Origin of the sequence: Klebsiella sp. C349492 (assembly GCF_042055345.1) — a bacterium.
Classification (GTDB): domain Bacteria; phylum Pseudomonadota; class Gammaproteobacteria; order Enterobacterales; family Enterobacteriaceae; genus Klebsiella; species Klebsiella scottii.
The window spans coordinates 189,671-213,870 of sequence record NZ_JANQCE010000001.1 but is presented as its reverse complement, the minus strand read 5'-3'; the positions used below and the strand labels follow the sequence as shown (position 1 = coordinate 213,870).

The following is a 24,200-nucleotide window of genomic DNA, read 5'->3' as shown; positions in this document are numbered from 1 at the left end:
CTCCGGGGGTGAATCCTCCCGGAGCTTAAAAGATTAAAAATTATGCGGCTTTCTGCGCCAGATCATGTTACCGGTAAAATAACTCCTCCGGATAACGAACGCTTACTCGAATTCGTTCCATGAACGACCGTCGCGGGTGATCATCGCCACGGAGGCAACCGGTCCCCAGGTACCCGCCTGATAAGGCTTCGGCGCATCACGGTCGGCGGCCCAGGCTTCGGTAATGGAGTCAACCCACTTCCACGCCTCTTCCACCTCATCGCGGCGCACGAACAGCGCCTGGATCCCGCGCATGGTTTCCAGCAGCAGGCGCTCGTAGGCGTCGGCGAGATGCGTTTGATTGAAGGTTTCCGAGTAGCTCAGATCCAGCTTGGTGATCTGCAGGTTGTGCTTATGGTCAAGACCCGGCACTTTGTTAAGCACCTGGATATCGACGCCTTCATCCGGCTGCAGGCGGATAGTCAGCTTGTTCTGCGGCAGCTCCTGCCAGTTCTCTTTGAACAGGTTCAGCTCCGGCGTCTTGAAGTACACCACGACTTCAGAGCATTTGGTCGGCAGACGTTTACCGGTACGCAGGTAGAACGGCACGCCGGCCCAGCGCCAGTTGTCGATATCCACGCGGATCGCCACGAAGGTTTCGGTATTGCTGGATTTGTTAGCCCCCTCTTCTTCAAGGTAGCCCGGCACTTTTTTGCCTTGCGCAAAGCCTGCGGTGTACTGGCCGCGTACCGTTTTTTCACGCACGTTGGCGCGATCGATACGACGCAGCGACTTCAGGACCTTAACTTTCTCATCGCGGATGCTATCGGCGCTGAGATCCGACGGTGGAGACATGGCGATCATGCACAGAATCTGCAGCAGATGGTTCTGGATCATGTCGCGCATCTGTCCGGCCTGATCGAAGTAGCCCCAGCGCCCCTCAATACCCACCTCTTCCGCTACGGTGATCTCCACATGGTCGATGGTGCGGCAGTCCCAGTTGTTGACGAACAGGGAGTTGGCAAAGCGCAGCGCCAGCAGGTTGAGAACCGTTTCTTTACCAAGGTAGTGGTCAATACGATAAACCTGACACTCTTCAAAGAACTCGCCGACCTGGTCGTTGATCTCGCGCGAGGTGTCAAGAGAGGTTCCCAGCGGTTTTTCCATCACCACGCGCGCCGGCTTCGCATTCAGCTTCGCTTCGCCAAGGCCTTTGCAGATGGCGCCGAAGGTGCTAGGCGGCATAGCAAAATAGTTGATGGTGACGCGGTTTTTCTGGTCGAGCATTTTGCCCAGACGGGTAAAAGCTTTGGTGTCGTTAACATCAAGGTTACAGAACTCCAGGCGCCCGCTCAGGGTATCCCACAGCCCTTCATCAATCTTTTCCTTCATGAAGGTTTCAAGCGCTTCACGAACTACCTTGGTGTAAGCATCTTTATCCCAGTCAGCACGTCCGACCCCGATAATGCGGGTATCCGGGTTGATCTGGCCAGCCTTCTCAAGCTGATACAGGGAAGGCAACAATTTACGACGCGCCAGGTCACCCTTCGCGCCGAAAATGACCAGATCGCATGCCTGGGCCGTTTGCGTTACCGCCATGTCATTCTCCTCAGTTGATAGTCTGGTGCTTATGCCAGGCTATAATTTGTAATTTTCTTACACTGCACTGTACTGTGTTTACGATTTTCCCGAAAGCCTCGGCCCCCCTTTCCAGGCGCTAAACCGCACAAGGAGAAAACTTCAGGCGACAATTTGGGCAGACGGCTAATATTGTTCGTTGTTCCGACCGATTATCAGTTAGTAAAATACGACTCTGATCATGTAATGAAAAAAAACAACATTTTTTTAGGTCATTCTTCCCCGCTAATGATTGCGGAGGGGTATATTCTTGCTAAAACGCCTGATGATTTCACCCATTAATGAAATCGCTTCCATTGATGAGCGCCTTGTTACCATGAATATGCTGGAAAAAATTCAGTCCCGGCTGGAACACCTTAGCAAATCCGAACGCAAAGTGGCCGAGGTCATTCTTGCGGAACCCGCGCAGGCCATCCACTCAAGCATTGCCGCACTCGCCCTGGAAGCCGGCGTCAGCGAACCCACCGTCAATCGCTTTTGCCGGAGTCTTGAAACCCGCGGCTTCCCTGATTTTAAACTGCATCTGGCGCAAAGTCTGGCGCACGGCACCCTCTATGTTAACCGCAATGTCGATGAAGACGACAGCGTAGAGTCTTATACCGGAAAAATTTTCGAGTCCGCGATGGCCAGTTTAGATCAGGTCCACCATTCTCTCGATATGTCCGCGGTTAATCGGGCCGTCGATCTTTTAACCCAGGCGAAAAAAATCGCCTTCTTCGGCCTCGGCTCCTCGGCCGCCGTTGCCCATGACGCGATGAATAAATTTTTTCGCTTCAACGTGCCGGTTATCTACTCCGATGACATTGTCCTGCAACGCATGAGCTGTATGAACTGCAATGATGATGACGTGGTGGTGATAATCTCTCACACCGGCAGAACGAAAAGTCAGGTGGAGCTGGCGCAGCTGGCCCGTGAAAACGATGCCATGGTTATCGCGATTACCTCTGCGGGTACGCCGCTGGCTCGCGAGGCGACGCTGTCCATTACGCTTGATGTTCCCGAAGATACCGATATTTATATGCCGATGGTCTCGCGCCTCGCCCAGCTGACCCTCATCGACGTGCTGGCTACCGGCTTTACCCTGCGCCGCGGCGCAAAATTCAGAGATAACTTGAAGAGGGTCAAGGAAGCGTTGAAAGAATCGCGTTTTGATAAAGAACTTCCCGTACACAGCGACAACCCATAAAACCTGATAATAAGTAGTTAACCCATTACACTTCGGTTACGTTTCAGCATAGCAACTTTACCGGCCGGAACGACCGATTCCATGTTCACGCAACACCAAAGTTGTTTTAGTCAACGGAGTATTACATGTCCAGAAGGCTTCGCAGAACCAAAATCGTTACCACCTTAGGCCCGGCAACCGACCGCGATAACAACCTTGAAAAGGTTATCGCTGCAGGCGCTAACGTCGTACGTATGAACTTCTCTCACGGTACCCCGGAAGATCATCAAATTCGCGCGGATAAAGTTCGCGTGATCGCGGCCAAACTGGGCCGCCACGTGGCCATCCTCGGCGATTTGCAGGGGCCTAAAATTCGCGTTTCGACCTTCAAAGAAGGCAAAATTTTCCTCAATATCGGCGATAAATTCCTGCTGGACGCAGAGCTGAGCAAAGGCGAAGGCGATAAAGAAAAAGTCGGTATTGACTATAAGGGTCTGCCAGCGGACGTGGTGCCTGGCGATATCCTGCTGCTTGATGATGGCCGCGTTCAGCTGAAAGTGCTGGAAGTTCAGGGCATGAAGGTGTTCACCGAAGTCACCGTCGGCGGACCGCTGTCCAACAATAAAGGCATCAACAAGCTTGGCGGCGGCCTCTCCGCCGAAGCGCTGACCGAAAAAGACAAAGCCGATATCCTTACTGCGGCAAAAATTGGCGTCGATTATCTGGCCGTCTCCTTCCCGCGCTGCGGGGAAGATCTGAACTACGCTCGCCGCCTGGCGCGTGAAGCGGGCTGCGACGCGAAGATCGTAGCGAAAGTGGAACGCGCGGAAGCCGTTTGCGATCAGGACGCGATGGACGACGTTATTCTCGCCTCCGACGTCGTGATGGTTGCCCGTGGCGATCTGGGCGTCGAGATCGGCGATCCGGAGCTGGTCGGTATTCAGAAGGCCCTGATCCGCCGCGCCCGTCAGCTGAACCGTTCGGTCATCACCGCCACCCAGATGATGGAGTCGATGATCACCAACCCGATGCCGACTCGTGCGGAAGTGATGGACGTGGCTAACGCCGTGCTGGACGGCACCGATGCGGTGATGCTTTCGGCTGAAACCGCAGCCGGTCAGTATCCGTCTGAAACCGTTGCCGCCATGGCTCGCGTCTGCCTCGGCGCGGAAAAAATCCCGAGCCTCAACGTTTCCAAACACCGTCTGGACATCCAGTTCGACAACGTGGAAGAAGCGATTGCCATGTCAGCGATGTATGCCGCGAACCACCTGAAAGGTGTAACCGCTATCATCACCATGACCGAATCCGGCCGCACCGCGCTGATGACCTCGCGCATCAGCTCTGGCCTGCCGATTTTTGCCCTCTCTCGCCATGAGCGCACCCTCAACCTGACTGCGCTGTACCGCGGCGTGACGCCGGTTTATTTTGACAGCACCAACGATGGCGTTGCCGCCGCTCACGATGCGGTAAACCTGCTGCGTGATAAAGGCTATCTGGTCTCCGGCGACCTCGTTATCGTCACCCAAGGCGACGTCATGAGCACCATCGGTAGCACCAACACCACGCGTATCCTGACCGTCGAATAAGCCATCGCGCAACGGACCCCGCGTACCACCTACCTGCCGACGTAAAATCGGCAGGTATTTTTTTATCCCGGCTCTGCGGCTGGCGCTCGCCGGCAAGAACATCACACCACCCAGTTCATCAGCAGCGTGGCGGCAATCACCGTCGACGCCCCGCCGATACGGGTCGCAATCTGCGCAAACGGCATCAGCGACATGCGGTTGGAGGCGGACAGAATCGCAACGTCTCCGGTACCGCCGAGGCCGCTATGGCAGCTGGTGACGATCGCCGCTTCCACAGGGTACATATTGAGTCGTGAAGCAATAAAGAACCCGCTCAGGGCCATAGCGATAACAATCGACCCGCACACCACGACATAGCCGACGGAGAATACCGCCACCACGCTTTCCAGCGGCACGTACAGCATCCCAAGCCCGATCATCAGCGGCCATACCAGCGCCGCGGAGACAAATTTGTAGCAGCTGTAGGCACCTACCTCCATCGCCGCCGGGATCGCTTTGGTGTATTTGCAAATGACGGCGGCGAGGATCATCAGTACCGGACCGGGAATATGCACCACCTTCTCCAACAGCCCGCCGACGATGAAAAAGGCGCAAATCATCAGCAGCCCGCCGCCCATCAGCTGAAAGTCCGTCTGCTGCGGGCCCTGAGTTTGCGTGAAGACGCTGTTATCTTCATGGCTGCGGATCAGCATCCCGTCTCCGGAAAGCGAGGGGCGACGAACGCCAATTCTCGCCAGCACCCCGGCGCAGATAATCGCAAAGATATTGCCGACGACCGCCGCCGGGGCCAGCTGCGCAACGTAGACGTCGGGGGTTTGCCCAAGGATCGCTGAATAGGCCAGCGAAAGCGGTAGAATGCCCTCGCCGATCCCTCCCCCGATGATCGGGACGATAATAAAGAAGAAGGTATGGTACAGGCTGTAGCCAAACAGCGTGCCCACCAGCAGGCCGGTGAGGATGGCGGCAAAGGTCCCGACAACCAGCGGGACAAACATTCTGACCATCCCCTGAATCAGGATAACCCGATTCATCCCCAGGATGCTGCCCACCACCAGACAGGCAATAACGAAATAAAGCAGATTGGCTTCTTTCATCAGCAAATGCACCGTCGCCAGCGTATGCGGGGCAAACATTTCAAAGTAGACCAGCGCCGAAGGCACCATCAGGCACAGTATCGCCGGGCCACCGATATCTTTCAGTACCGGGACCATGCGGCCAATTTTGGCAAACGCAAAGCCCAGGGTCATAATCACCGCCAGGCCGCCGATCATATTTTTTGGCAGTACGCTGGCGTAGGCGGCAATAGCCACTACGATCGCGATACCGACAAACAGCACCAGGGGGACGGACCCCACTTCCGCATTCCCCAGCATTCTGAGCGCGGGCCGGTTGGGCAGTGAATTTTCAATAGGATGATTTAGTGAATTATTTTCCATCTTTCACCTGACTTTTTATAAATAGCTATGTAGGGGCATAAATAACAACAATGTTATTCAACCAGAATAAAATCGAGAATAAAATAGTACATCGAGCACATTGAACCTGAAAAAAAGTAGCACAGCCATCGAACATAAAAAAGCCATGCGCCATTTCTAATGATGCTTTTGTGATTGACCTTGAATCTCAACTTTAAGTAATTTAAGTCGGCATTTTGTAATTAAATTTATCGATGCGACTATTTTTAACCGCCCTCAATGAAAACATCGGGTTACCTCCCGGCTATATTTGTAAGTAAAGTCCTCGCTGTAAAAGTATTTAAAGAAAACAGACTGTGATTTCTATCACCCTGCACCGCACGAGGGATTGTTAGATTAAAAAAACAGTAGTCGCAGACCATACTTTATCAGGACATCCTATGCCTTCATTATTATTACAATCACTGTTCCCGCTGGTGTTTATCATGCTGCTCGGCTGGATCAGCGGCAAGCTCGGCTATACCCGTCGTGAAGATGCTACGGTTTTAGCTACCGTGGTTATTCGCTTCGCGTTACCTTTTCATCTCTTTATTGGTGCCCTAAACACCAACCCGGATAAAATTAAAAACTTCACTTTTATGGCCGTGCTGGTTATTGGCCTGATGGGCTCTTATTTTCTGACCCTGCTTCTTTCACGCTACGTTTTTCGCCACGATATCAAGACCAGCGCGATCCAGTCTCTGGTCTGCTCGTTTCCCGACATGGCCTATTTTGGCGCGCCGGTGCTGGCGGTCCTTATCGGGCCGGAAGGATTTCTTGGCGTCCTGATCGGCAATCTCATCACCAGCGTATTTATGATTCCACTGACGATTATCCTCATTCGTCTCGGCGATAAAAACGCCGATACTCAGGGAACCGGGCTCAACCCCGCGATGCTGATATGGCAAAACCTGATGAAGGCGGTCAGAAACCCGATTGTCTGGATCCCGATATTAGGCGTCCTGTTAAGTCTTGCCGGAATAAAGCTGCCGCACCTCCTGAGCGCTCCGATAGAAATGGTCGGTAAAATTGCCGGCGGTCTCTCCCTGTTTGCCCTCGGACTGCTATTTTATGGCGAGCGTCCGGCATTTAATCGCCAGGTATGCACCAACATTGGAATTAAAAATCTAATCCAACCGGGAATGATGGCCGCCGCCGGACTGGCGCTGGGCTTGAGCCATAGCTTAATGCAGCAGGTTATTATTATCGGCGCGACACCATCCGCTATTGCCGCAGGAATGTTTGCCCTGCGCAGCGATACATATATTGAATCGGCATCCTCATCTATTTTAATTGGCACCGCTATCGGCGTGGTGACGGAAGGCATAATGATCTATTTGATTTCATAAATTATGCCCGGCGGCACCACCCTATTAATTGGCTATCAATATTGACTACCGTTTTGCAAAATATATATTCAGGAGTAACCCATGTTAAACCAGGACACTATTTACACTCCCTATAACGGCTCCGTATTACTGGAAAACCCGTTACTTAATAAAGGGCTGGCATTCACCGACGGCGAACGCGACGCCTTTGGCCTGCACGGTTTTCTGCCGCAGAAGGTGGAGACGATTGAGGAGCAAACGGCAAGAGCCTGGGAACAGTTTTGCCAGTTTAAACGCGATATCTCTCGCCACGTCTATCTGCGCAATATTCAGGATACGAACGAGACGTTATTTTACAACGTCCTGCGCACGCATATGACCGAAACCCTGCCTATCGTCTATACGCCGACGGTCGGCGAGGCCTGCGAACACTTTTCGGAAATTTATCGTCGCGCCAGGGGCTTATTTATCTCCTGGCCGGACCGCCACCAAATTGATGAAATGCTGCACAGCTTCTCGCGCAACGACATCCGGGTCATCGTGGTCACCGACGGCGAGCGCATTCTCGGCCTCGGCGACCAGGGCGTTGGCGGAATGGGGATCCCGATTGGCAAACTCTCGCTCTACACCGCCTGCGGCGGGATTCATCCGGCCTCTACCCTGCCGATCATGCTCGACGTTGGCACCAACAATGCGCAGCTGCTCGATAATCCGCTCTATATGGGCTGGCGTCATCCGCGGATCGACGACGATAGCTACCTTGAGTTTATGGATATGTTTATTGAGGCGGTGAAGCGCCGCTGGCCTGACGTTCTGCTGCAATTCGAAGATTTTGCCCAAAAGAACGCCACCCGTCTCCTGCAGCGCTATCGCGATCGGCTCTGCTGCTTCAACGATGATATCCAGGGCACCGCCGCCGTTACGACGGGTACCATAATCGCCGCCGCTCAGGCGGCCGGCAGCCGCTTATGCGATCAGCGCGTGGTCTTCTTAGGCAGCGGCTCCGCAGGCTGCGGTATTGCGGAAAAGATCGTGGCGCTGATGGTCGATGACGGACTGTCTGAGCACGAGGCCCGCGGCCGGGTGTTTATGGTCGACCGCTGCGGCCTGCTGACGGACGCCATCCCTGACCTGCTCGATTTCCAGCAAAAGCTGGTCACCTCCCGGCACAGCATTGCGCACTGGGAGGTCGGCAGCGGCCCCATCTCGCTGCTCGACGTTGTGCGCCACGCGCATCCGACGGTAATGATCGGCGTCTCAGGGCAGCCCGGTCTGTTCAGCGAAGAGATTGTCAAAGAGATGCACCGGCACTGCGCCCGCCCGATAATCATGCCGCTCTCGAACCCAACCTCTCGCGCCGAGGCCCAGCCTGCGGATCTGATCGCCTGGACCCAGGGGGCGGCGCTGGTCGCCACCGGCAGCCCCTTTGCGCCGGTGGTTTACGCAGGCAAAACCTACGATATCGCCCAATGCAATAACGCCTATATCTTCCCCGGCCTCGGACTGGGCGTGCTGGCCGGCAAGGTTGAGCGGATAACGGAAAAAATGCTCACCGCCGCAAGCCGAACCCTGGCCGCTCACTCCCCGCTGGCTACGGCGGAAAGCGGCGGGTTGCTGCCTCCGGTAGGGGAGATCGAAACGATATCGCGCGCTATTGCCCTGGCGATCGTCAAGGTCGCTCAGCAGGAGGGCGTTGCGCCGCAGCTAAGTGAAGATCGACTGATCGAGCGCATCGAACAGACCTACTGGCAGGCGCGCTACACCGCCTACAAACGCTCATCGTTCTGATAAACGGGTCCGGTTGGTCATGTGCTGCCCGGGAGGCAAATGGCCTCCCGGCCTTAAAAGGAGGCCTGCGTGATAAATGTCCTTATTATCGATGACGATCCGATGGTCGCTGAGCTAAACCGCCTGTTTCTCAGCCGGCTTGCCGGCTTTTTCTGCTGCGGCATCGCTCCGACGCTCGGCGAAGCGCAGCGGATCATCAGCGAACGGCCGCAGGGTATCGACCTGATACTGCTCGATGTTTATATGCATAAGGAAAACGGGCTGGACCTGCTGCCAACGCTGCGCCGGGCGGCGCACGATATTGACGTCATCATGATCACCTCCGCCGCCGATGCGCTTACCGTCCAGAGCGCGATGCGCTACGGGGTGGTGGATTATTTAATCAAGCCCTTCCAGTTCTCCCGCTTTGAAGAAGCGCTGATCGCCTGGAGCCACAAGCGTAGCCTGCGCCACGCCAGGCCCTGTTACGAGCAGTCTGACATTGACGGCCTGCTCAACCACGCTTCGCAGCAGCGCGCGGAGAGCCGCCGCTTGCCAAAAGGATTGACCGCCCAAACGCTGCGCACGGTATGTCGCTGGATAGGCGCGCATCCTGAAGCTGAGTTTTCAACGAATGAGCTGGCGGCGCAGCTGGATATTTCCCGGGTCTCCTGCCGCAAGTATCTGCTGTGGCTGGCGCAGATAAATATTTTACGCACCAGCAATCACTACGGCGCCACGGGGAGGCCGGAGTATCGCTATCGGCTGATTGTGGAACATGACTCATTACTCAAACAATTTAGCCACTGACGCCTCGGCGTGCAGTGGCTAAAGGATCGGTACCCTGAGCGTGCGCGGGCGCTATTTCCTCTTAGGAAAGAGCTCTTTGCGCTTATAGGGTTCGATTTCACCGGGTTTGCGGGTCTTCAGCAGCTTGAGGATCCAGGTGTACTGTTCGGTATGCGGCTTGACGAAAATTTCCACCTCTTCGTTCATCCGCCGGGCAATAGTATTATCGTCAGCCTCCAGCAGGTCGTCCATCGGCGGGCGTACCAGCACCGTCAGACGGTGGGTTTTGCCATCATAGACCGGGAACAGCGGCACCACCCGCGCCCGACACACCTTCATCAGGCGGCCAATCGCCGGCAGCGTAGCTTTATAGGTGGCGAAGAAATCGACGAACTCGCTGTGCTCCGCGCCGTGATCCTGATCGGGCAGGTAGTAGCCCCAGTAGCCCTGACGCACCGACTGGATAAACGGCTTGATGCCATCATTCCGCGCGTGCATGCGCCCGCCAAACCGACGACGGACGGTATTCCACACGTAATCAAATACCGGATTACCCTGATTATGGAACATCGCCGCCATTTTTTGTCCGCCGGAGGCCATCAGCATGGCCGGGATATCCACGCCCCAGGCGTGCGGTACCAGGAAGATCACCTTTTCGTTATTACGCTGCATCTCGTCGATGATCTCTTTCCCCTGCCAGTCGACGCGGGAAAGAATGCGCTGCGGATCGCGCAGGCCCAGCTCTGCCATCATGACCATCGCCTGAGGCGCAGAGGCGTACATCTCATCAATAATCGCTTCGCGCTCCTGCTCGCTCTTTTCCGGGAAACAGTACAGCAGGTTTATCTGTGCGCGGCGGCGCGAGCTTTTGGCCAGCCTGCCGACAAAACGCCCCAGCTTGCCGAGAATCGGATCGCGGAACGACGGGGGCGTCAGCGCAATCCCCGCAAAGGCAACAACGCCCAGCCACGCGCCCCAGTAGCGCGGGAGTAAAAAGGATTTCTCAAATTTTGGAATAAACTCAATATTATTTTTTTTCGTTTCCATGCCCGATCCGCAAAAATGGTGCTGAATAAAGATAAGGAGATACTCAAGGCTATAGTTTAGCGACACGTAGGGGAAGGTACAAAAGAAAAAGCCGGCGCGCGCTGGCACCGGCTTTTATTAACAGCGCGTTAGTCGAATCGCAGCTGCGGCATCACTTCTTTCACCTGCGCCAGATAATCCGTGCGATCGGAACCGCTCAGCCCTTCCGTACGCGGCAGTTTCGCCGTCAGCGGGTTTACCGCCTGCTGATTAATCCATACTTCATAGTGCAGATGCGGCCCGGTAGAACGGCCGGTATTTCCCGACAGGGCAATACGGTCACCGCGTTTCACCTTCTGTCCAGGTTTCACCAGCAGCTTACGCAGGTGCATATAGCGGGTGGTGTAGGTACGCCCATGACGCACTGCAACATAGTACCCCGCCGCGCCGCTGCGTTTGGCCACCACCACCTCGCCGTCGCCGACGGAAAGAACCGGCGTGCCCTGCGGCATCGCGAAGTCTACGCCGCGGTGTGGCGCAACGCGCCCGGTCACCGGATTGAGGCGGCGCGGGTTAAAGTTTGACGACACGCGGAACTGACGCGCGGTTGGGAAACGCATAAAGCCCTTCGCCAGGCCGGTACCGTTACGATCGTAGAACTTGCCGTCTTCGGCACGGATCGCGTAGTAATCCTTGCCATCTGAACGTAAACGCACGCCCAGCAGCTGGCTCTGTTCCCGCTTGCCGTTAAGCATTTCTCGTGACATCAGCACCGAGAATTCATCGCCTTTTTTCAGCTTGCGGAAGTCCATCTGCCACTGCATGGCCTTAATAACCGCGCTGACCTCGGTGCTGGTAAGGCCCGCGTTACGCGCGCTGGAGACGAAGCTGCCGCCAACGGTGCCCTTCAGCACATTGTTGACCCAGTCCCCTTCCTGCAGCTCGCTGCTCATCTTGAAGCCGTTGCCCACGCGATTATAGGTTCGGGTTTCGCGACGGGACATTTCCCAGGTCAGGCTTTGCAGATCGCCATCCGCCGTCAGGGTCCATGACAGCTGTTGACCAATCTTGAGGTTGCGCAGCTCTTTATCAGCGGTCGATAAAAGAGAGATATCGCCCATTTCGATACCGTACTGATTGAGGATGCTGCTGAGGGTATCGCCGGTTGATACGACGTACTCATGGCCGCCTGAATCGCCGTCCGCCTTATCGTCCAGCTCGTCCTGAGGGATAGCTTCTTCCTCCTGCGCGGCCTGATCGATAGGTTCAGAGGCTTCCGGCAGCAGGGAACGGATTTCGCTTTTTTCCAGCTCAATCGTTCTGACGATAGGGGCTGATTCATGGTGGTAGATGTACGGTCGCCAGACGGCGACCGCTAAGGTTAGAACGCTCAACGACCCCAGCATAACGCGGTGAGGTCGTGGCAAATTGTTAAATGCCTGAGTGACAGCGCGGGCTATCTGTTGCACGTATTCACTTCCTCGTTAATCTCCTTTCAGGCAGCTCGAATACTGGTTCGCCAGCTGGTTGAGGAACTGAGGGTAACTGTCTTTACCCAGCTTAATTCCAATACCCAACGGATCCAGGGTCCCCATGCGCACGGAGGTGCCCCTGGCAACAGCTTCTATGACGGCAGGCCTGAACTGTGGCTCAGCAAAAACGCAGGTCGCTTTCTGCTCAACCAGCTGTGTTCTGATTTCGTGTAAACGCTGGGCACCAGGCTGAATTTCAGGGTTGACGGTGAAATGACCAAGCGATGTCAGACCGTAGTGTTTTTCAAAGTAGCCGTAGGCATCATGAAAAACGAAATACCCTTTCCCTTGCAGCGGTGCCAGCTCGTGACTCACCTGTTTATCGGTCGAGGCTAATTTTGCCTCAAACTCCTTCAGGTTAGCGTCAAGTTTGGCTCGACTCTGCGGCATAAGTTCCAATAATTTATCGTGGATTGCAACCGCCGAAAGCCGCGCTATCTCTGGGGATAACCACAGATGCATGTTGTATATGCCGTGATGGTGATCGTCGTCACTTTTTCCGCCTGCAGCATGGTCGTGGTCGTGATGGTCATCGTCGTCATCCGCGCCTTTCATGAGCAGCGGTTTCACGCCGTCAAGCTGGGCGATTGTCACCTTTTTGTTTGGCGCAATGCTTTGCGTTGACTTATCCATAAAGGCTTCCATCTCCGGGCCAATCCACACCACTAAGTCTGCGTTCTGTAAGCGTTTTACATCCGATGGACGCAGCGAATAGTCGTGCTCGGATGCGCCATCGGGCAGCAGAACCTGAGTGTCCGTGACCCCGTCAGCGATAGCGGAAGCGATAAAGCCAAGAGGTTTCATTGAGGTAACCACGGCGGCATTCGCCGCGGAGGCATGGGTGAACAAAAAAACGGCGCTAAGTCCAGCGCAAAGAAGCGTATTTTTATGTAACATAATGCGTCTAATCATCGTAATGAATGAGAAAGATGTGATATTATAACATTCACTAGCTTGTGCAACCCTTAATTTGACATGACAAATCTTGTAACTTTGGAAAACGTCTCGGTGGCCTTCGGCCAGCGACGCGTGCTGTCTGACATTTCGCTAACGCTTAAGCCAGGCAAAATTTTGACCCTACTCGGCCCAAACGGCGCCGGTAAGTCCACGCTTGTGCGGGTCGTTCTCGGGCTGGTAGCACCAACTGACGGCGTTATCAAACGAGAGGGAAAGCTGCGGATTGGCTATGTCCCGCAAAAATTACACCTCGATGCCACGCTGCCGCTCACCGTCAGCCGCTTTTTACGCCTGCGTCCGGATACGCATAAGCAGGATATTCTGCCGGCGCTGAAGCGTGTCCAGGCCGGACATCTTATCGATGCCCCGATGCAGAAACTCTCCGGAGGCGAAACGCAGCGCGTGCTGCTCGCCCGCGCGCTGTTAAACCAGCCGCAGCTGCTGGTGCTTGATGAGCCGACGCAGGGCGTCGACGTCAACGGCCAGGTGGCGCTTTACGATCTGATAAACCAGCTGCGACAGGAGCTTAACTGCTCGGTGCTGATGGTCTCCCACGACCTGCACCTGGTGATGGCGAAAACGGATGAAGTTCTGTGCCTGAATCAGCATATCTGCTGCTCCGGCACGCCGGAAGTGGTCTCAATGCACCCGCAGTTTATCTCGATGTTCGGCCAGCGCGGCGCGGAACAGCTGGGCATTTATCGTCACCATCATAATCACCGCCACGACCTGCAGGGGCGGATTGTACTGCGTCGGGGAAATGACCGCTGATGATTGAACTACTGTTACCCGGCTGGCTGGCCGGGGTGATGCTCGCCTGCGCCGCCGGCCCGCTGGGATCGTTTGTCGTCTGGCGCCGGATGTCCTATTTTGGCGATACCCTCGCCCACGCCTCGCTGCTCGGCGTCGCTTTTGGCCTGCTGCTCAACGTCAATCCTTTCTATGCCGTTATCGCGATCACGCTGCTGCTGGCCGGCGGGCTGGTATGGCTGGAGAAGCGCCCTCACCTGGCCATCGATACGCTACTGGGGATTATGGCCCACAGCGCGCTGTCGCTGGGCCTGGTGGTTGTCAGCCTGATGTCGAACGTCCGCGTCGACCTGATGGCCTATCTGTTTGGCGATCTGCTGGCGGTGACGCCGACGGACCTGATCTCGATTGCCATCGGGGTGGCGATAGTGCTGGCCATTTTGCTCTGGCAGTGGCGCAACCTGCTGTCGATGACGATCAGCCCGGATCTGGCGTTCGTTGACGGCGTGAAGCTGCAGCGGGTGAAGCTGCTGCTGATGCTGGTCACTGCCCTGACCATCGGCGTGGCGATGAAGTTTGTCGGGGCGCTGATCATCACCTCGCTGCTGATTATCCCTGCCGCCACGGCGCGCCGTTTTGCGCGTACGCCGGAACAAATGGCGGCTATCGCCGTTGGCATCGGGGCGATCGCTGTCACCGGAGGATTGACCTTCTCGGCGCTGTACGACACGCCGGCCGGCCCGTCGGTGGTGCTGTGCGCTGCGGTGCTGTTTATCTTCAGCATGATGAAGAAAGCCGCCGCCTGATTATTCTTCTTCCGGTAGCGCTGCTTAGCAGGGCTACCGGCTGGAGCGAACGGCTACGGCATTTCCGGCGGCTTGATGCCAAAGTGGTTCCAGGCGCGGACCGTTGCCATCCGCCCTCGCGGCGTTCGCTGCAGGAACCCCTGCTGAATCAGATACGGCTCCAGCACGTCCTCAATGGTTTCGCGCTCTTCGCCGATCGCCGCCGCCAGGTTATCCAACCCCACCGGACCACCGAAGAATTTATCGATCACCGCCAGCAGCAGCTTGCGGTCCATATAGTCAAAGCCTTCGGCATCAACGTTAAGCATATCCAGCGCCTGGGCGGCAATGTCGAGGGAGATGCTGCCGTCGTGACGCACCTCCGCGAAGTCGCGCACCCGCCGCAACAGGCGGTTGGCTATACGCGGGGTGCCCCGCGCGCGACGCGCCACTTCCAGCGCACCCTCTTCGCTCATCTCCAGCCCCATATAGCGGGCGCTGCGGCTCACAATATGCTGCAGATCGGCAATCTGATAAAACTCCAGCCGCTGGACGATGCCGAAGCGGTCGCGCAGCGGCGAGGTTAACGAACCGGCTCGCGTGGTCGCGCCAATCAGGGTGAACGGCGGCAGGTCGATTTTTATCGAGCGCGCCGCGGGTCCTTCACCAATCATGATATCCAGCTGATAGTCCTCCATCGCCGGATAGAGCACCTCTTCCACCACCGGCGAAAGACGGTGAATCTCATCGATAAACAGCACGTCGTGGGGTTCAAGGTTGGTCAGCATCGCCGCCAGGTCACCCGCTTTCTCCAGCACCGGCCCGGAGGTGGTACGCAGGTTGACGCCCATCTCATTGGCGACAATGTTTGCCAGCGTCGTTTTCCCCAGCCCCGGAGGGCCAAAGATCAGCAGATGATCGAGCGCGTCTCCGCGCAGCTTAGCCGCCTGGATAAAGATCTCCATTTGCGACCGCACCTGCGGCTGGCCCACGTACTCTGCCAGTAATTTAGGGCGGATTGCGCGATCGACCGTCTCTTCAAACCCGGTGCTGTCTGCCGATACCAGCCTGTCTGCTTCAATCATCCCTTACCTCACAACGCGGCGCGCAGCGCTTCGCGGATTAGCGTTTCACTGTTGGCATCCGGACGCGCGATTTTACTCACCATTCGGCTGGCCTCCTGTGGTTTATAGCCCAGCGCCACCAGGGCGGCAACCGCTTCCTGTTCGGCGTCGTCATCGGACGGGCCGGCCGGCGAGGTCAGCACCAGATCCGCCGCCGGAGTAAACAGGTCGCCGTGCAGCCCTTTGAAACGATCTTTCATTTCAACGATCAGGCGATCGGCGGTTTTCTTGCCAATTCCAGGAAGCTTAACCAGCGCCGCGGCCTCTTCGCGCTCAACGGCGTTAACGAACTGCTGCGCCGACATGCCGGAAAGGATCGCCAGCGCCAGCTTCGGCCCTACGCCGTTGGTCTTAACCAGCTCGCGAAACAGCGTGCGTTCCTGTTTGTTATTAAAACCAAACAGCAGCTGCGCATCTTCGCGAACCACAAAATGGGTAAATACGACCGCCTCTTTGCCTACTTCCGGCAGTTCGTAAAAGCAGGTCATAGGCATATGCACTTCATAGCCAACGCCTCCCGTTTCCAGTAATACCAGCGGGGGTTGTTTTTCGAGAACGATGCCTCTGAGTCTGCCTATCACATGCTGCTCCTGCGTTAAGGGCTAAAGTATCTGCCGGTATCATAAAAAAAGGCTGGATAAATATCCAGCCTGATTTGAGGTTATCGCAAGCGTCCGCGCGCCAGGTTTAGCCGACTATCGCCTATCTGCGTCGCGTTTTGACTCACGTGGCAGTGGGTAATCGCAATGGCCAACGCATCCGCCGCATCCGCCTGCGGGTTAGCCGCCAGCTTCAGCAGGGTGCGCACCATATGCTGCACCTGACTTTTTTCCGCGCTGCCGATGCCGACCACGGTTTGCTTGACCTGCCTCGCGGCGTACTCAAAGACCGGCAGATCCTGATTGGTCGCCGCGACGATAGCCACCCCGCGCGCCTGCCCCAGCTTCAGCGCCGAGTCGGCGTTTTTCGCCATAAACACCTGTTCAATGGCGAAATAGTCCGGCTGGAACTGGGTGATGATTTCCGTTACGCCCGCGTAGATCAGCTTCAGGCGCGACGGCAGATCGTCCACCTTGGTACGAATGCATCCGCTGCCAAGATAGCTTAACTGCCGCCCGACCTGGCGGATAACGCCATAGCCGGTAATGCGCGAACCCGGGTCAATACCGAGAATAATAGCCATCACGCATCTCCGGTAATAACGAATCCCTGAGACCCTAAATATTTCAGTTCACAGCCGGGCGGCCACGCAGCGCATCCCCGGGAGCGTAGATTCACTACGTGACCGGGGTAAGCGAGGAGAGCCAACGCCGCTGTGGGCTGAAAGATTACGGGCATCACAGCGTTGCGGCGACCTCATCAGAGATCTCGCCGTTATGATAAACTTCCTGCACGTCGTCGCAGTCTTCCAGCATATCGATCAGGCGCAGCAGCTTCGGCGCGGTTTCCGCATCCATATCGGCTTTTGTCGACGGGATCATCGAAACTTCGGCCGCGTCAGCTTTCAGGCCAGCCGCTTCCAGCGCGTCGCGTACGGCGCCCATCTCTTCCCACGCGGTGTAGACGTCAATCGCGCCGTCGTCGTAGGTCACAACGTCTTCCGCACCCGCTTCCAGAGCCGCTTCCATAATCACGTCTTCGTCGCCAGCTTCGAAGGAGATCACCCCTTTTTTGCTGAACAGATAGGCCACCGAGCCGTCGGTGCCGAGGTTACCACCGGTTTTGCTGAAGGCATGACGCACTTCGGCAACGGTACGGTTGCGGTTGTCGCTCAGGCACTCAACCATGACCGCCGTGCCGCCCGGGCCGTAGCCTTCATAAATGATGGTTTCCATGTTCGCATCATCATCGCCGCCTACGCCACGAGCGATAGCGCGGTTCAGGGTATCGCGGGTCATGTTGTTGGACAGCGCTTTATCAATCGCTGCGCGCAGACGCGGGTTAGAAGCCGCATCGCCGCCGCCTAAACGCGCGGCGGTAACCAGTTCGCGAATAATTTTAGTAAAGATCTTACCGCGCTTGGCATCCTGTGCCGCTTTGCGGTGTTTGGTGTTGGCCCACTTACTATGACCTGCCATAAAAAACTCTCCAAAAATGCCGTTTTCCCGAAGCCTTCTGACCAGCAAAAGGCGGGGAATATTAGTTGGCGTTAATTACAAATTCTTCAATCGCCTGCCGGTTACTCCACGACTTGGTCAACGCGGCGGCTTCCGTCGCATCGACCCAGCGGTAATCCAGATGTTCGGTAAAAACAATCTGGCGTTCATGAGGGAGCGCAAGGCGGAACCAAAATTCCGTATTGCGCTCAACGCCCGGCGCATAGCGATGACGTAAATGAGAAAAAATCTCGAACTCCACCGTACGCTGACAGTCAATTAAGGCCAGATGCTCATCAGCAACATCTATCACGACCTCTTCCTTTACTTCGCGCGCGGCGGCTTGCAGCGCGGTTTCCCCCTCTTCCAGGCTGCCGGTTACCGACTGCCAGAAAGAGGCATCATCGCGCCGCTGCAACATCAGCACCCGCTTTGTATCTTCGGCATAAATCACCACCAGAACAGAAACGGGGAGCTTGAATGACATCTTACTTATTCTCCAGAGACTCTTTTGTCTTTGTCTCTTTCGCCACAACCTGAATACCTAATTCCCCCAGCGAAGTCGGATTAGCGAAGCTCGGTGCTTCGGTCATCAGACAGGCGGCGGCGGTGGTTTTCGGGAAAGCGATAACGTCACGGATGTTATCGGTGCCGGTCAGCAGCATCGTCAGACGGTCGAGACCGAATGCCAGGCCCGCGTGCGGCGGCGTACCGTATTTCAACGCATCCAGCAGGAAGCCAAATTTCTCACGCTGCTCCCGCTCGTTGATCCCGAGGATACCGAACACGGTCTGCTGCATTTCGCCGCTGTGAATACGCACCGAGCCGCCGCCGACTTCGTAACCGTTAATGACCATGTCGTAGGCGTTAGCAATCGCCGTTTCCGGAGCGGCTTTCAGCTCGTCCGCGGTCATATCGCGTGGGGAGGTGAACGGATGGTGCATCGCGGTCAGGCCGCCTTCGCCATCGTCTTCAAACATCGGGAAGTCGATAACCCACAGCGGCGCCCATTTAGCTTCGTCGGTGAGGCTGAGGTCTTTACCCAGCTTCAGGCGCAGCGCGCCCAGAGCGTCGGCAACCACTTTCTTATTATCGGCGCCGAAGAAAATCATATCGCCGTCCTGCGCAGCGGTGCGATCGAGAATAGCTTCAACGATTTCCGCGTTGAGGAATTTAGCCACCGGGCTGTTAATGCCTTCGAGGCCTTTTGCGCGCTCGTTGACTTTCATATACGCCAGGCCTTTCGCGCCGTAAATCTGCACGAATTTGCCGTACTCATCGATTTGCTTACGGGTCAGCGCCGCGCCGCCAGGCACGCGCAGGGCGGCAACGCGACCTTTGGCATCATTTGCCGGGCCGGAGAAGACGGCAAATTCAACCGCTTTCACCAGGTCAGCAATATCCACCAGCTCCAGCGGGTTGCGCAGGTCCGGCTTATCGGAACCGTAGCGACGCTCGGCCTCGGCAAAGGTCATGATCGGGAACTCGCCCAGATCCACGCCCTTCACGTTCAGCCACAGCTCGTGCACCAGCGCTTCCATCACTTCGCGCACCTGCGCCGCGGTCATGAAGGAGGTTTCCACGTCGATCTGGGTGAATTCCGGCTGGCGGTCGGCGCGCAGGTCTTCATCACGGAAGCATTTGACGATCTGATAGTAACGATCGAAGCCGGACATCATCAGCAGCTGTTTGAAGAGCTGAGGAGACTGCGGCAGCGCGTAGAATTTGCCTTTATGAACGCGGCTCGGAACCAGATAGTCGCGCGCGCCTTCCGGCGTGGCTTTGGTCAGCATCGGGGTTTCGATATCGAGGAAGCCGTGCTCGTCCATAAAGCGACGGACCAGGCTGGTGATTTTTGCCCGCGTTTTCAGACGCTGGGCCATTTCCGGACGACGCAGATCCAAATAGCGGTATTTCAGTCGCGCTTCTTCAGTGTTGACGTGGTTGGAATCCAGCGGCAGCGCTTCTGAGCGGTTGATGATGGTCAGATCGGAAGCCAGCACTTCGATGGCACCGGTGGCCATATCGCTGTTGACGTTTTTTTCGTCACGCGCACGCACGGTGCCCGTCACCTGGATACAGAACTCATTACGCAGTTCGGAGGCCAGCTTTAATGCATCCGCACGTTCCGGATCGAAAAACACCTGTACGATGCCTTCGCGGTCGCGCATATCGATGAAGATAAGGCTACCAAGATCACGACGGCGGTTGACCCAACCACACAGAGTCACCTGCTGCCCCACGTGGGACAGACGCAGCTGCCCGCAATATTCTGTACGCATGAGATATCCCTTAACTTAGCCACTGGCGGATTGTTGCCTGCTCTGCAGGCCACGAAGTTGCGGCTTTAGCTGAATGTCACAACTGAATGAAAAAAGGCGGCTATTATACTGGAAATTCTGCCGCGCGATAAGCCCGACGCAGTTTGTACGTTGCTTTGCTGCGCGCTTATTGGCTACGCTCACAAAAATTAACAAAATTTGTTACCCTGGAGCGGGAATGGCAACGGTATTGTAACGGCCAAACTACAGAAGATACGGGGATACTATGCCAGAACTCAATGCGAAAAAAACGGCGCTTGTGGTCATCGACCTGCAGGAAGGCATTTTGCCGTTCGCCGGAGGCCCACACCGCGCCGATGAGGTGGTCACTCGCGCCGCTCGTCTGGCGGAAAAATGCCGTCAGCAGGGCTCGCCGGTCATCTTGGTTCGCGTCGGCTGGTCTGCCGACTTCGGCGAAGCGCTGAAACAGCCGGTTGATGCGCAGACGGGCGCGCACGCGCTGCCGGACAACTGGTGGACCTGGCCGCTTGCGCTGGGCAAACAGGATGGCGATATCGAAGTCACCAAACGTCAGTGGGGCGCGTTTTACGGCACCGATCTCGAACTGCAGCTGCGCCGCCGCGGTATCGACACCATTATCCTGTGCGGGATCTCAACCAATATCGGCGTTGAATCCACCGCGCGCAACGCCTGGGAGCTGGGCTTCAATCTGCTGATCGCCGAAGACGCCTGCAGCGCGGCCTCCGCCGAGCAGCACCAGGGCAGCATGACGCATATTTTCCCGCGCATCGCCCGCGTGCGCAGCACTGAGGACATTCTCGCCGCGCTATGATCTACATTGGGCTCCCGCAATGGTCGCATCCGAAATGGGTGCGCCTTGGCATAACCAGTCTGGAACAGTACGCTCGCCACTTTAACTGCGTGGAGGGCAATACGACCCTCTACGCGTTGCCGAAAGCCGAGATAGTGGCCCGCTGGTTCGAGCAAACCCACGACGACTTTCGCTTCTGCTTTAAGTTTCCGGCAACCATTTCGCACAACGCGGCGCTGCGTAACTGCGGCGATCTAAGCCGCGAGTTTTTTTCCCGCCTCGCGCCGCTGGAGACGCGTATCGGCCAGTACTGGCTGCAGCTGCCCGCGACATTCGGCCCGCGCGACCTCCCTGCCCTGTGGCAGTTTCTCGACGCGCTGCCCGCCGGCTTCACCTACGGCGTTGAGGTACGGCATCCGTGCTTTTTTGCCAAAGGTGACGACGAGCAGCAGCTCAACCGCGGGCTGCACCAGCGCGCCGTTAACCGCGTGATCCTTGATAGCCGCCCGGTGCACAGCGTTACCGCCCGTAGCCCGGCCGCGCTCGACGCGCAGCGTAAAAAGCCGAAGCTTCCGGTCCACGCGGTGGTCACCGCGCATCATCCGCTGGTTCGCTTCATCGGCAGCGACGATATGGCGCAGAACCATGAGATGTTTCGCGTCTGGCTCCAGACGCTGCCGAAGTGGAGCCGCTCGACCACGCCCTACCTGTTCCTGCATACGCCGGATATCGCCCACGCGCCGGCGCTGGTCGACACCCTGTGGGAAGATTTACGCACCGTGCTGCCAGAAGTGGGTGCGGCGCCGTCAATTCCGCAGCAGACCTCTCTTTTCTGATATCCTGCTATGATAATCGGAGCCATCTGACAAAGTGAAAGGGAGTTTTTTGTATGGTTAGCGCGCTGTATGCCGTCCTGGGTGCGTTATTGTTAATCAAGTTTTCTTTTGACGTCGTACGCCTGCGTACGCAGTACCACGTCGGATACGGCGACGGCGGCTTTAGCGAGCTACAGCTCGCTATCCGCGTGCACGGTAATGCGGTTGAGTACCTGCCCATCGGGCTTATCCTGCTGCTGTTTGTCGAGATGGACGGCGCGCAGAACTGGATGGTGCACCTTTGCGGTATTTTGCTTATCGCCGGCCGGCTGATGCACTCTTACGGTTTCCATCATCGGCTCTACAGCTGGCGCCGCTCGGGCATGAGCGCGACCTGGTGCGCGCTGGTGCTGATGGTGCTCGCTAACCTGTGGTATATGCCCTGGGAGTTGGTTTTCTCCTTACATTAGCGCACAATACGCCGTTTTCGTTTTTTCGGGTTTAACCTTATGTCTCACCGCGATACCCTTTTTTCCACGCCGATCGCCAGCCTTGGCGACTGGACCTTTGATGAACGGGTTGCTGAAGTCTTCCCGGATATGATCCAGCGCTCCGTTCCCGGCTACTCCAACATTATTTCAATGATTGGCATGCTGGCCGAGCGTTTTGTGCAGCCTGATACCCAGGTCTACGATCTCGGCTGCTCCCTCGGCGCAGCCACGCTGTCCGTACGGCGTAATATTTCCCACGCCGGCTGCCGGATTGTGGCCGTAGATAATTCCCCGGCGATGGTTGAGCGCTGCCGTCGCCATATCGACGCCTACAAAGCGCCGACGCCGGTTGAAGTGGTGGAAGGCGATATTCGCCATGTCACCATCGAAAATGCTTCGATGGTGGTGCTCAATTTCACCATTCAGTTCCTTGAGCCCGATGAACGCCAGGCGATTTTGGATAAGGTCTATCAAGGGCTTAATCCGGGCGGCGCGCTGGTGCTGTCGGAAAAATTCAGCTTTGAAGACGCCAACGTCGGCGAACTGCTGTTTAACATGCATCACGATTTTAAACGCGCCAACGGCTACAGCGAGCTGGAAATCAGCCAGAAGCGCAGCATGCTGGAAAATGTCATGCTCACCGATTCGGTAGAAACCCATAAAGCGCGGCTGCGCAAGGCCGGGTTCGAACACGCCGAGCTGTGGTTCCAGTGCTTTAACTTTGGCTCACTGGTGGCGGTGAAGTCCGGGGAAACGGCATGATCGATTTCAGCAATTTTTATCAGCGTATCGCCAAAGGTCCGCTCTCCCATTGGCTGGAGACGCTCCCTGCTCAGGTTGCCGCCTGGCAGCGCGAAGCCCTGCACGGTAAATTCCGCGAATGGGAGCGGGCCGTTGAGTTTCTTCCCGAGCTCTCCCCCTATCGTCTGGACCTGCTGCACAGCGTGACCGCGGAAAGCGAAGTTCCGCTGAGCGAAGGCCATCGGCTGCGGATTGAAAACCTGCTGCGCAACCTGATGCCGTGGCGCAAAGGCCCGTGGTCGCTGTATGGCGTGGATATCGACACCGAATGGCGCTCTGACTGGAAGTGGGATCGCGTTCTGCCGCATCTTTCCGATTTGACCGGTCGAACGATCCTCGACGTCGGCTGCGGCAGCGGCTATCACATGTGGCGCATGATCGGCGCCGGCGCTCATCTGGCGGTGGGTATCGATCCTACGCAGCTGTTTTTATGCCAGTTCGAAGCGGTGCGCAAGCTGCTGGGCAACGACCAACGCGCCCATCTGCTGCCGCTGGGCATTGAGCAGCTGCCGGCGCTGAACGCCTTTGACACCGTATTTTCAATGGGCGTGCTGTATCATCGCCGCTCTCCGCTCGACCATCTGTGGCAGCTCAAAGATCAGCTGGTTGAAGGCGGCGAGCTGGTGCTGGAAACGCTGGTTGTTGAAGGTGATGAAAATACCGTGCTGGTGCCGGGCGATCGCTACGCGCAGATGCGCAACGTCTACTTCATTCCTTCGGCCGCTGCGCTGAAAATGTGGCTGGAAAAATGCGGTTTTGTCGACGTGCGCATCGTTGACGCCTGTATGACCAGTACCGAAGAGCAGCGCCGCACCGAATGGATGACCACCGAATCGCTGGCTGATTTCCTCGACCCGAACGACAGCAGCAAAACCCTCGAAGGCTATCCCGCGCCGCTGCGCGCGGTGATTATCGCCACCAGGCCTGAAACGCAGCAGTCGCTGGCCAGAAAAGCGGGCTAACGCCGGCGGGCCAGGCATCGCGCCTCGGCGATCGGTAGCGAAATTTTGCCTAAAAAAAG

Annotated in this window: 22 protein-coding genes and 2 pseudogenes; 12 read left to right on the top strand and 12 right to left on the bottom strand. The window is 56.6% G+C overall.

The genetic code is table 11. The annotated features are described in order from the left end of the window. Positions 1–102 precede the first annotated feature (102 nt). Together zwf and NWP14_RS01005 are read right to left on the bottom strand one after the other, a co-directional pair. Positions 103–1,578 (bottom strand): glucose-6-phosphate dehydrogenase, encoded by a 1,476-nt coding sequence (zwf, locus tag NWP14_RS01010; RefSeq protein ID WP_095101694.1) that lies wholly within the window; start codon positions 1,576–1,578, stop codon positions 103–105. A 10-nt stretch (positions 1,579–1,588) separates the two neighbouring features. Next, positions 1,589–1,739, bottom strand: a pseudogene (locus NWP14_RS01005) (formate--tetrahydrofolate ligase). 159 nt (positions 1,740–1,898) lie between these two features. Here NWP14_RS01005 and NWP14_RS01000 point away from each other — a divergent pair. After that, positions 1,899–2,803: pseudogene (locus tag NWP14_RS01000) on the top strand (MurR/RpiR family transcriptional regulator). Between the two features lie 125 nt (positions 2,804–2,928). Continuing rightward, entirely contained in the window at positions 2,929–4,371 is a 1,443-nt protein-coding gene (gene pyk / locus NWP14_RS00995) for a pyruvate kinase (protein ID WP_095101692.1), read from the top strand. 101 nt (positions 4,372–4,472) lie between these two features. Here the strand turns inward: pyk and NWP14_RS00990 are convergent, their stop codons facing one another. Next, positions 4,473–5,807, bottom strand: a complete 1,335-nt coding sequence (locus tag NWP14_RS00990) for a 2-hydroxycarboxylate transporter family protein (protein WP_095101690.1) — start codon at positions 5,805–5,807, stop codon at positions 4,473–4,475. 419 nt (positions 5,808–6,226) lie between these two features. On the opposite strand from NWP14_RS00990, the gene NWP14_RS00985 reads away from it, so the two are divergent. The 3 genes from NWP14_RS00985 (at position 6,227) to dcuR (ending at position 9,730) form a co-directional block, all read left to right on the top strand. Then, complete coding sequence (locus NWP14_RS00985; RefSeq protein ID WP_375214592.1) at positions 6,227–7,174, top strand: AEC family transporter; 948 nt, start codon at positions 6,227–6,229, stop codon at positions 7,172–7,174. An 81-nt stretch (positions 7,175–7,255) separates the two neighbouring features. Continuing rightward, positions 7,256–8,941, top strand: coding sequence for an NAD-dependent malic enzyme (locus tag NWP14_RS00980; protein WP_346431182.1), 1,686 nt, complete (start codon positions 7,256–7,258; stop codon positions 8,939–8,941). Between the two features lie 69 nt (positions 8,942–9,010). Next, positions 9,011–9,730: a two-component system response regulator DcuR gene (gene dcuR, locus NWP14_RS00975; RefSeq protein ID WP_095101684.1), complete on the top strand. Its 720-nt coding sequence runs from the start codon at positions 9,011–9,013 to the stop codon at positions 9,728–9,730. A gap of 51 nt (positions 9,731–9,781) precedes the next feature. On the opposite strand, the gene lpxM is transcribed toward dcuR, so the two are convergent. From lpxM to znuA, 3 genes are all read right to left on the bottom strand, one after another. After that, on the bottom strand, positions 9,782–10,756 hold the full coding sequence (gene lpxM / locus NWP14_RS00970; protein WP_095101682.1) for a lauroyl-Kdo(2)-lipid IV(A) myristoyltransferase: 975 nt from the start codon (positions 10,754–10,756) through the stop codon (positions 9,782–9,784). A 128-nt stretch (positions 10,757–10,884) separates the two neighbouring features. Continuing rightward, positions 10,885–12,204: a murein DD-endopeptidase MepM gene (gene mepM, locus NWP14_RS00965; RefSeq protein WP_095101680.1), complete on the bottom strand. Its 1,320-nt coding sequence runs from the start codon at positions 12,202–12,204 to the stop codon at positions 10,885–10,887. A gap of 15 nt (positions 12,205–12,219) precedes the next feature. Next, positions 12,220–13,164, bottom strand: coding sequence for a zinc ABC transporter substrate-binding protein ZnuA (gene znuA, locus NWP14_RS00960; RefSeq protein WP_095101678.1), 945 nt, complete (start codon positions 13,162–13,164; stop codon positions 12,220–12,222). 78 nt (positions 13,165–13,242) lie between these two features. On the opposite strand from znuA, the gene znuC reads away from it, so the two are divergent. Both znuC and znuB read left to right on the top strand, forming a co-directional pair. After that, positions 13,243–13,995, top strand: a complete 753-nt coding sequence (gene znuC, locus NWP14_RS00955) for a zinc ABC transporter ATP-binding protein ZnuC (RefSeq protein ID WP_095101676.1) — start codon at positions 13,243–13,245, stop codon at positions 13,993–13,995. Beyond that, complete coding sequence (gene znuB / locus NWP14_RS00950; RefSeq protein WP_095101674.1) at positions 13,995–14,780, top strand: zinc ABC transporter permease subunit ZnuB; 786 nt, start codon at positions 13,995–13,997, stop codon at positions 14,778–14,780. Before znuC ends, znuB begins: the two co-directional genes overlap by 1 nt. Positions 14,781–14,833: 53 nt before the next feature. Here znuB and ruvB read toward each other — a convergent pair whose 3' ends face one another. The 6 genes from ruvB to aspS form a co-directional block, all read right to left on the bottom strand. After that, positions 14,834–15,844, bottom strand: a complete 1,011-nt coding sequence (gene ruvB / locus NWP14_RS00945; RefSeq protein ID WP_095101672.1) for a Holliday junction branch migration DNA helicase RuvB — start codon at positions 15,842–15,844, stop codon at positions 14,834–14,836. Positions 15,845–15,852: 8 nt separating this feature from the next. Then, positions 15,853–16,464, bottom strand: a complete 612-nt coding sequence (gene ruvA / locus NWP14_RS00940; RefSeq protein ID WP_095101670.1) for a Holliday junction branch migration protein RuvA — start codon at positions 16,462–16,464, stop codon at positions 15,853–15,855. Positions 16,465–16,544: 80 nt separating this feature from the next. Continuing rightward, a complete protein-coding gene (ruvC, locus tag NWP14_RS00935) occupies positions 16,545–17,066 on the bottom strand; it encodes a crossover junction endodeoxyribonuclease RuvC (RefSeq protein WP_041146240.1) in 522 nt (173 codons plus the stop codon). A gap of 154 nt (positions 17,067–17,220) precedes the next feature. Next, the gene (locus tag NWP14_RS00930; protein WP_095101668.1) at positions 17,221–17,961 is read right to left on the bottom strand and encodes a YebC/PmpR family DNA-binding transcriptional regulator; all 741 of its coding nucleotides are present in this window, start codon (positions 17,959–17,961) and stop codon (positions 17,221–17,223) included. A gap of 61 nt (positions 17,962–18,022) precedes the next feature. Next, the gene (gene nudB / locus NWP14_RS00925; RefSeq protein ID WP_095101666.1) at positions 18,023–18,466 is read right to left on the bottom strand and encodes a dihydroneopterin triphosphate diphosphatase; all 444 of its coding nucleotides are present in this window, start codon (positions 18,464–18,466) and stop codon (positions 18,023–18,025) included. 1 nt (position 18,467) lies between these two features. Further along, positions 18,468–20,261, bottom strand: a complete 1,794-nt coding sequence (gene aspS, locus NWP14_RS00920) for an aspartate--tRNA ligase (RefSeq protein WP_375214591.1) — start codon at positions 20,259–20,261, stop codon at positions 18,468–18,470. A gap of 265 nt (positions 20,262–20,526) precedes the next feature. On the opposite strand from aspS, the gene NWP14_RS00915 reads away from it, so the two are divergent. Genes NWP14_RS00915 through cmoB form a run of 5 tightly spaced genes read left to right on the top strand, consistent with a single transcriptional unit; the run spans position 20,527 to position 24,141 of the window. Further along, positions 20,527–21,093 (top strand): hydrolase, encoded by a 567-nt coding sequence (locus NWP14_RS00915; RefSeq protein ID WP_095101662.1) that lies wholly within the window; start codon positions 20,527–20,529, stop codon positions 21,091–21,093. Next, positions 21,090–21,908, top strand: coding sequence for a DUF72 domain-containing protein (locus tag NWP14_RS00910; protein WP_375214590.1), 819 nt, complete (start codon positions 21,090–21,092; stop codon positions 21,906–21,908). Before NWP14_RS00915 ends, NWP14_RS00910 begins: the two co-directional genes overlap by 4 nt. Positions 21,909–21,961: 53 nt before the next feature. Continuing rightward, a complete protein-coding gene (locus NWP14_RS00905) occupies positions 21,962–22,357 on the top strand; it encodes an MAPEG family protein (protein ID WP_375214589.1) in 396 nt (131 codons plus the stop codon). Between the two features lie 39 nt (positions 22,358–22,396). Then, the gene (gene cmoA / locus NWP14_RS00900) at positions 22,397–23,140 is read left to right on the top strand and encodes a carboxy-S-adenosyl-L-methionine synthase CmoA (RefSeq protein WP_375214588.1); all 744 of its coding nucleotides are present in this window, start codon (positions 22,397–22,399) and stop codon (positions 23,138–23,140) included. After that, on the top strand, positions 23,137–24,141 hold the full coding sequence (cmoB, locus tag NWP14_RS00895; RefSeq protein WP_095101657.1) for a tRNA 5-methoxyuridine(34)/uridine 5-oxyacetic acid(34) synthase CmoB: 1,005 nt from the start codon (positions 23,137–23,139) through the stop codon (positions 24,139–24,141). The genes cmoA and cmoB overlap by 4 nt, the downstream gene beginning before the upstream one ends. Positions 24,142–24,200 lie beyond the last annotated feature (59 nt).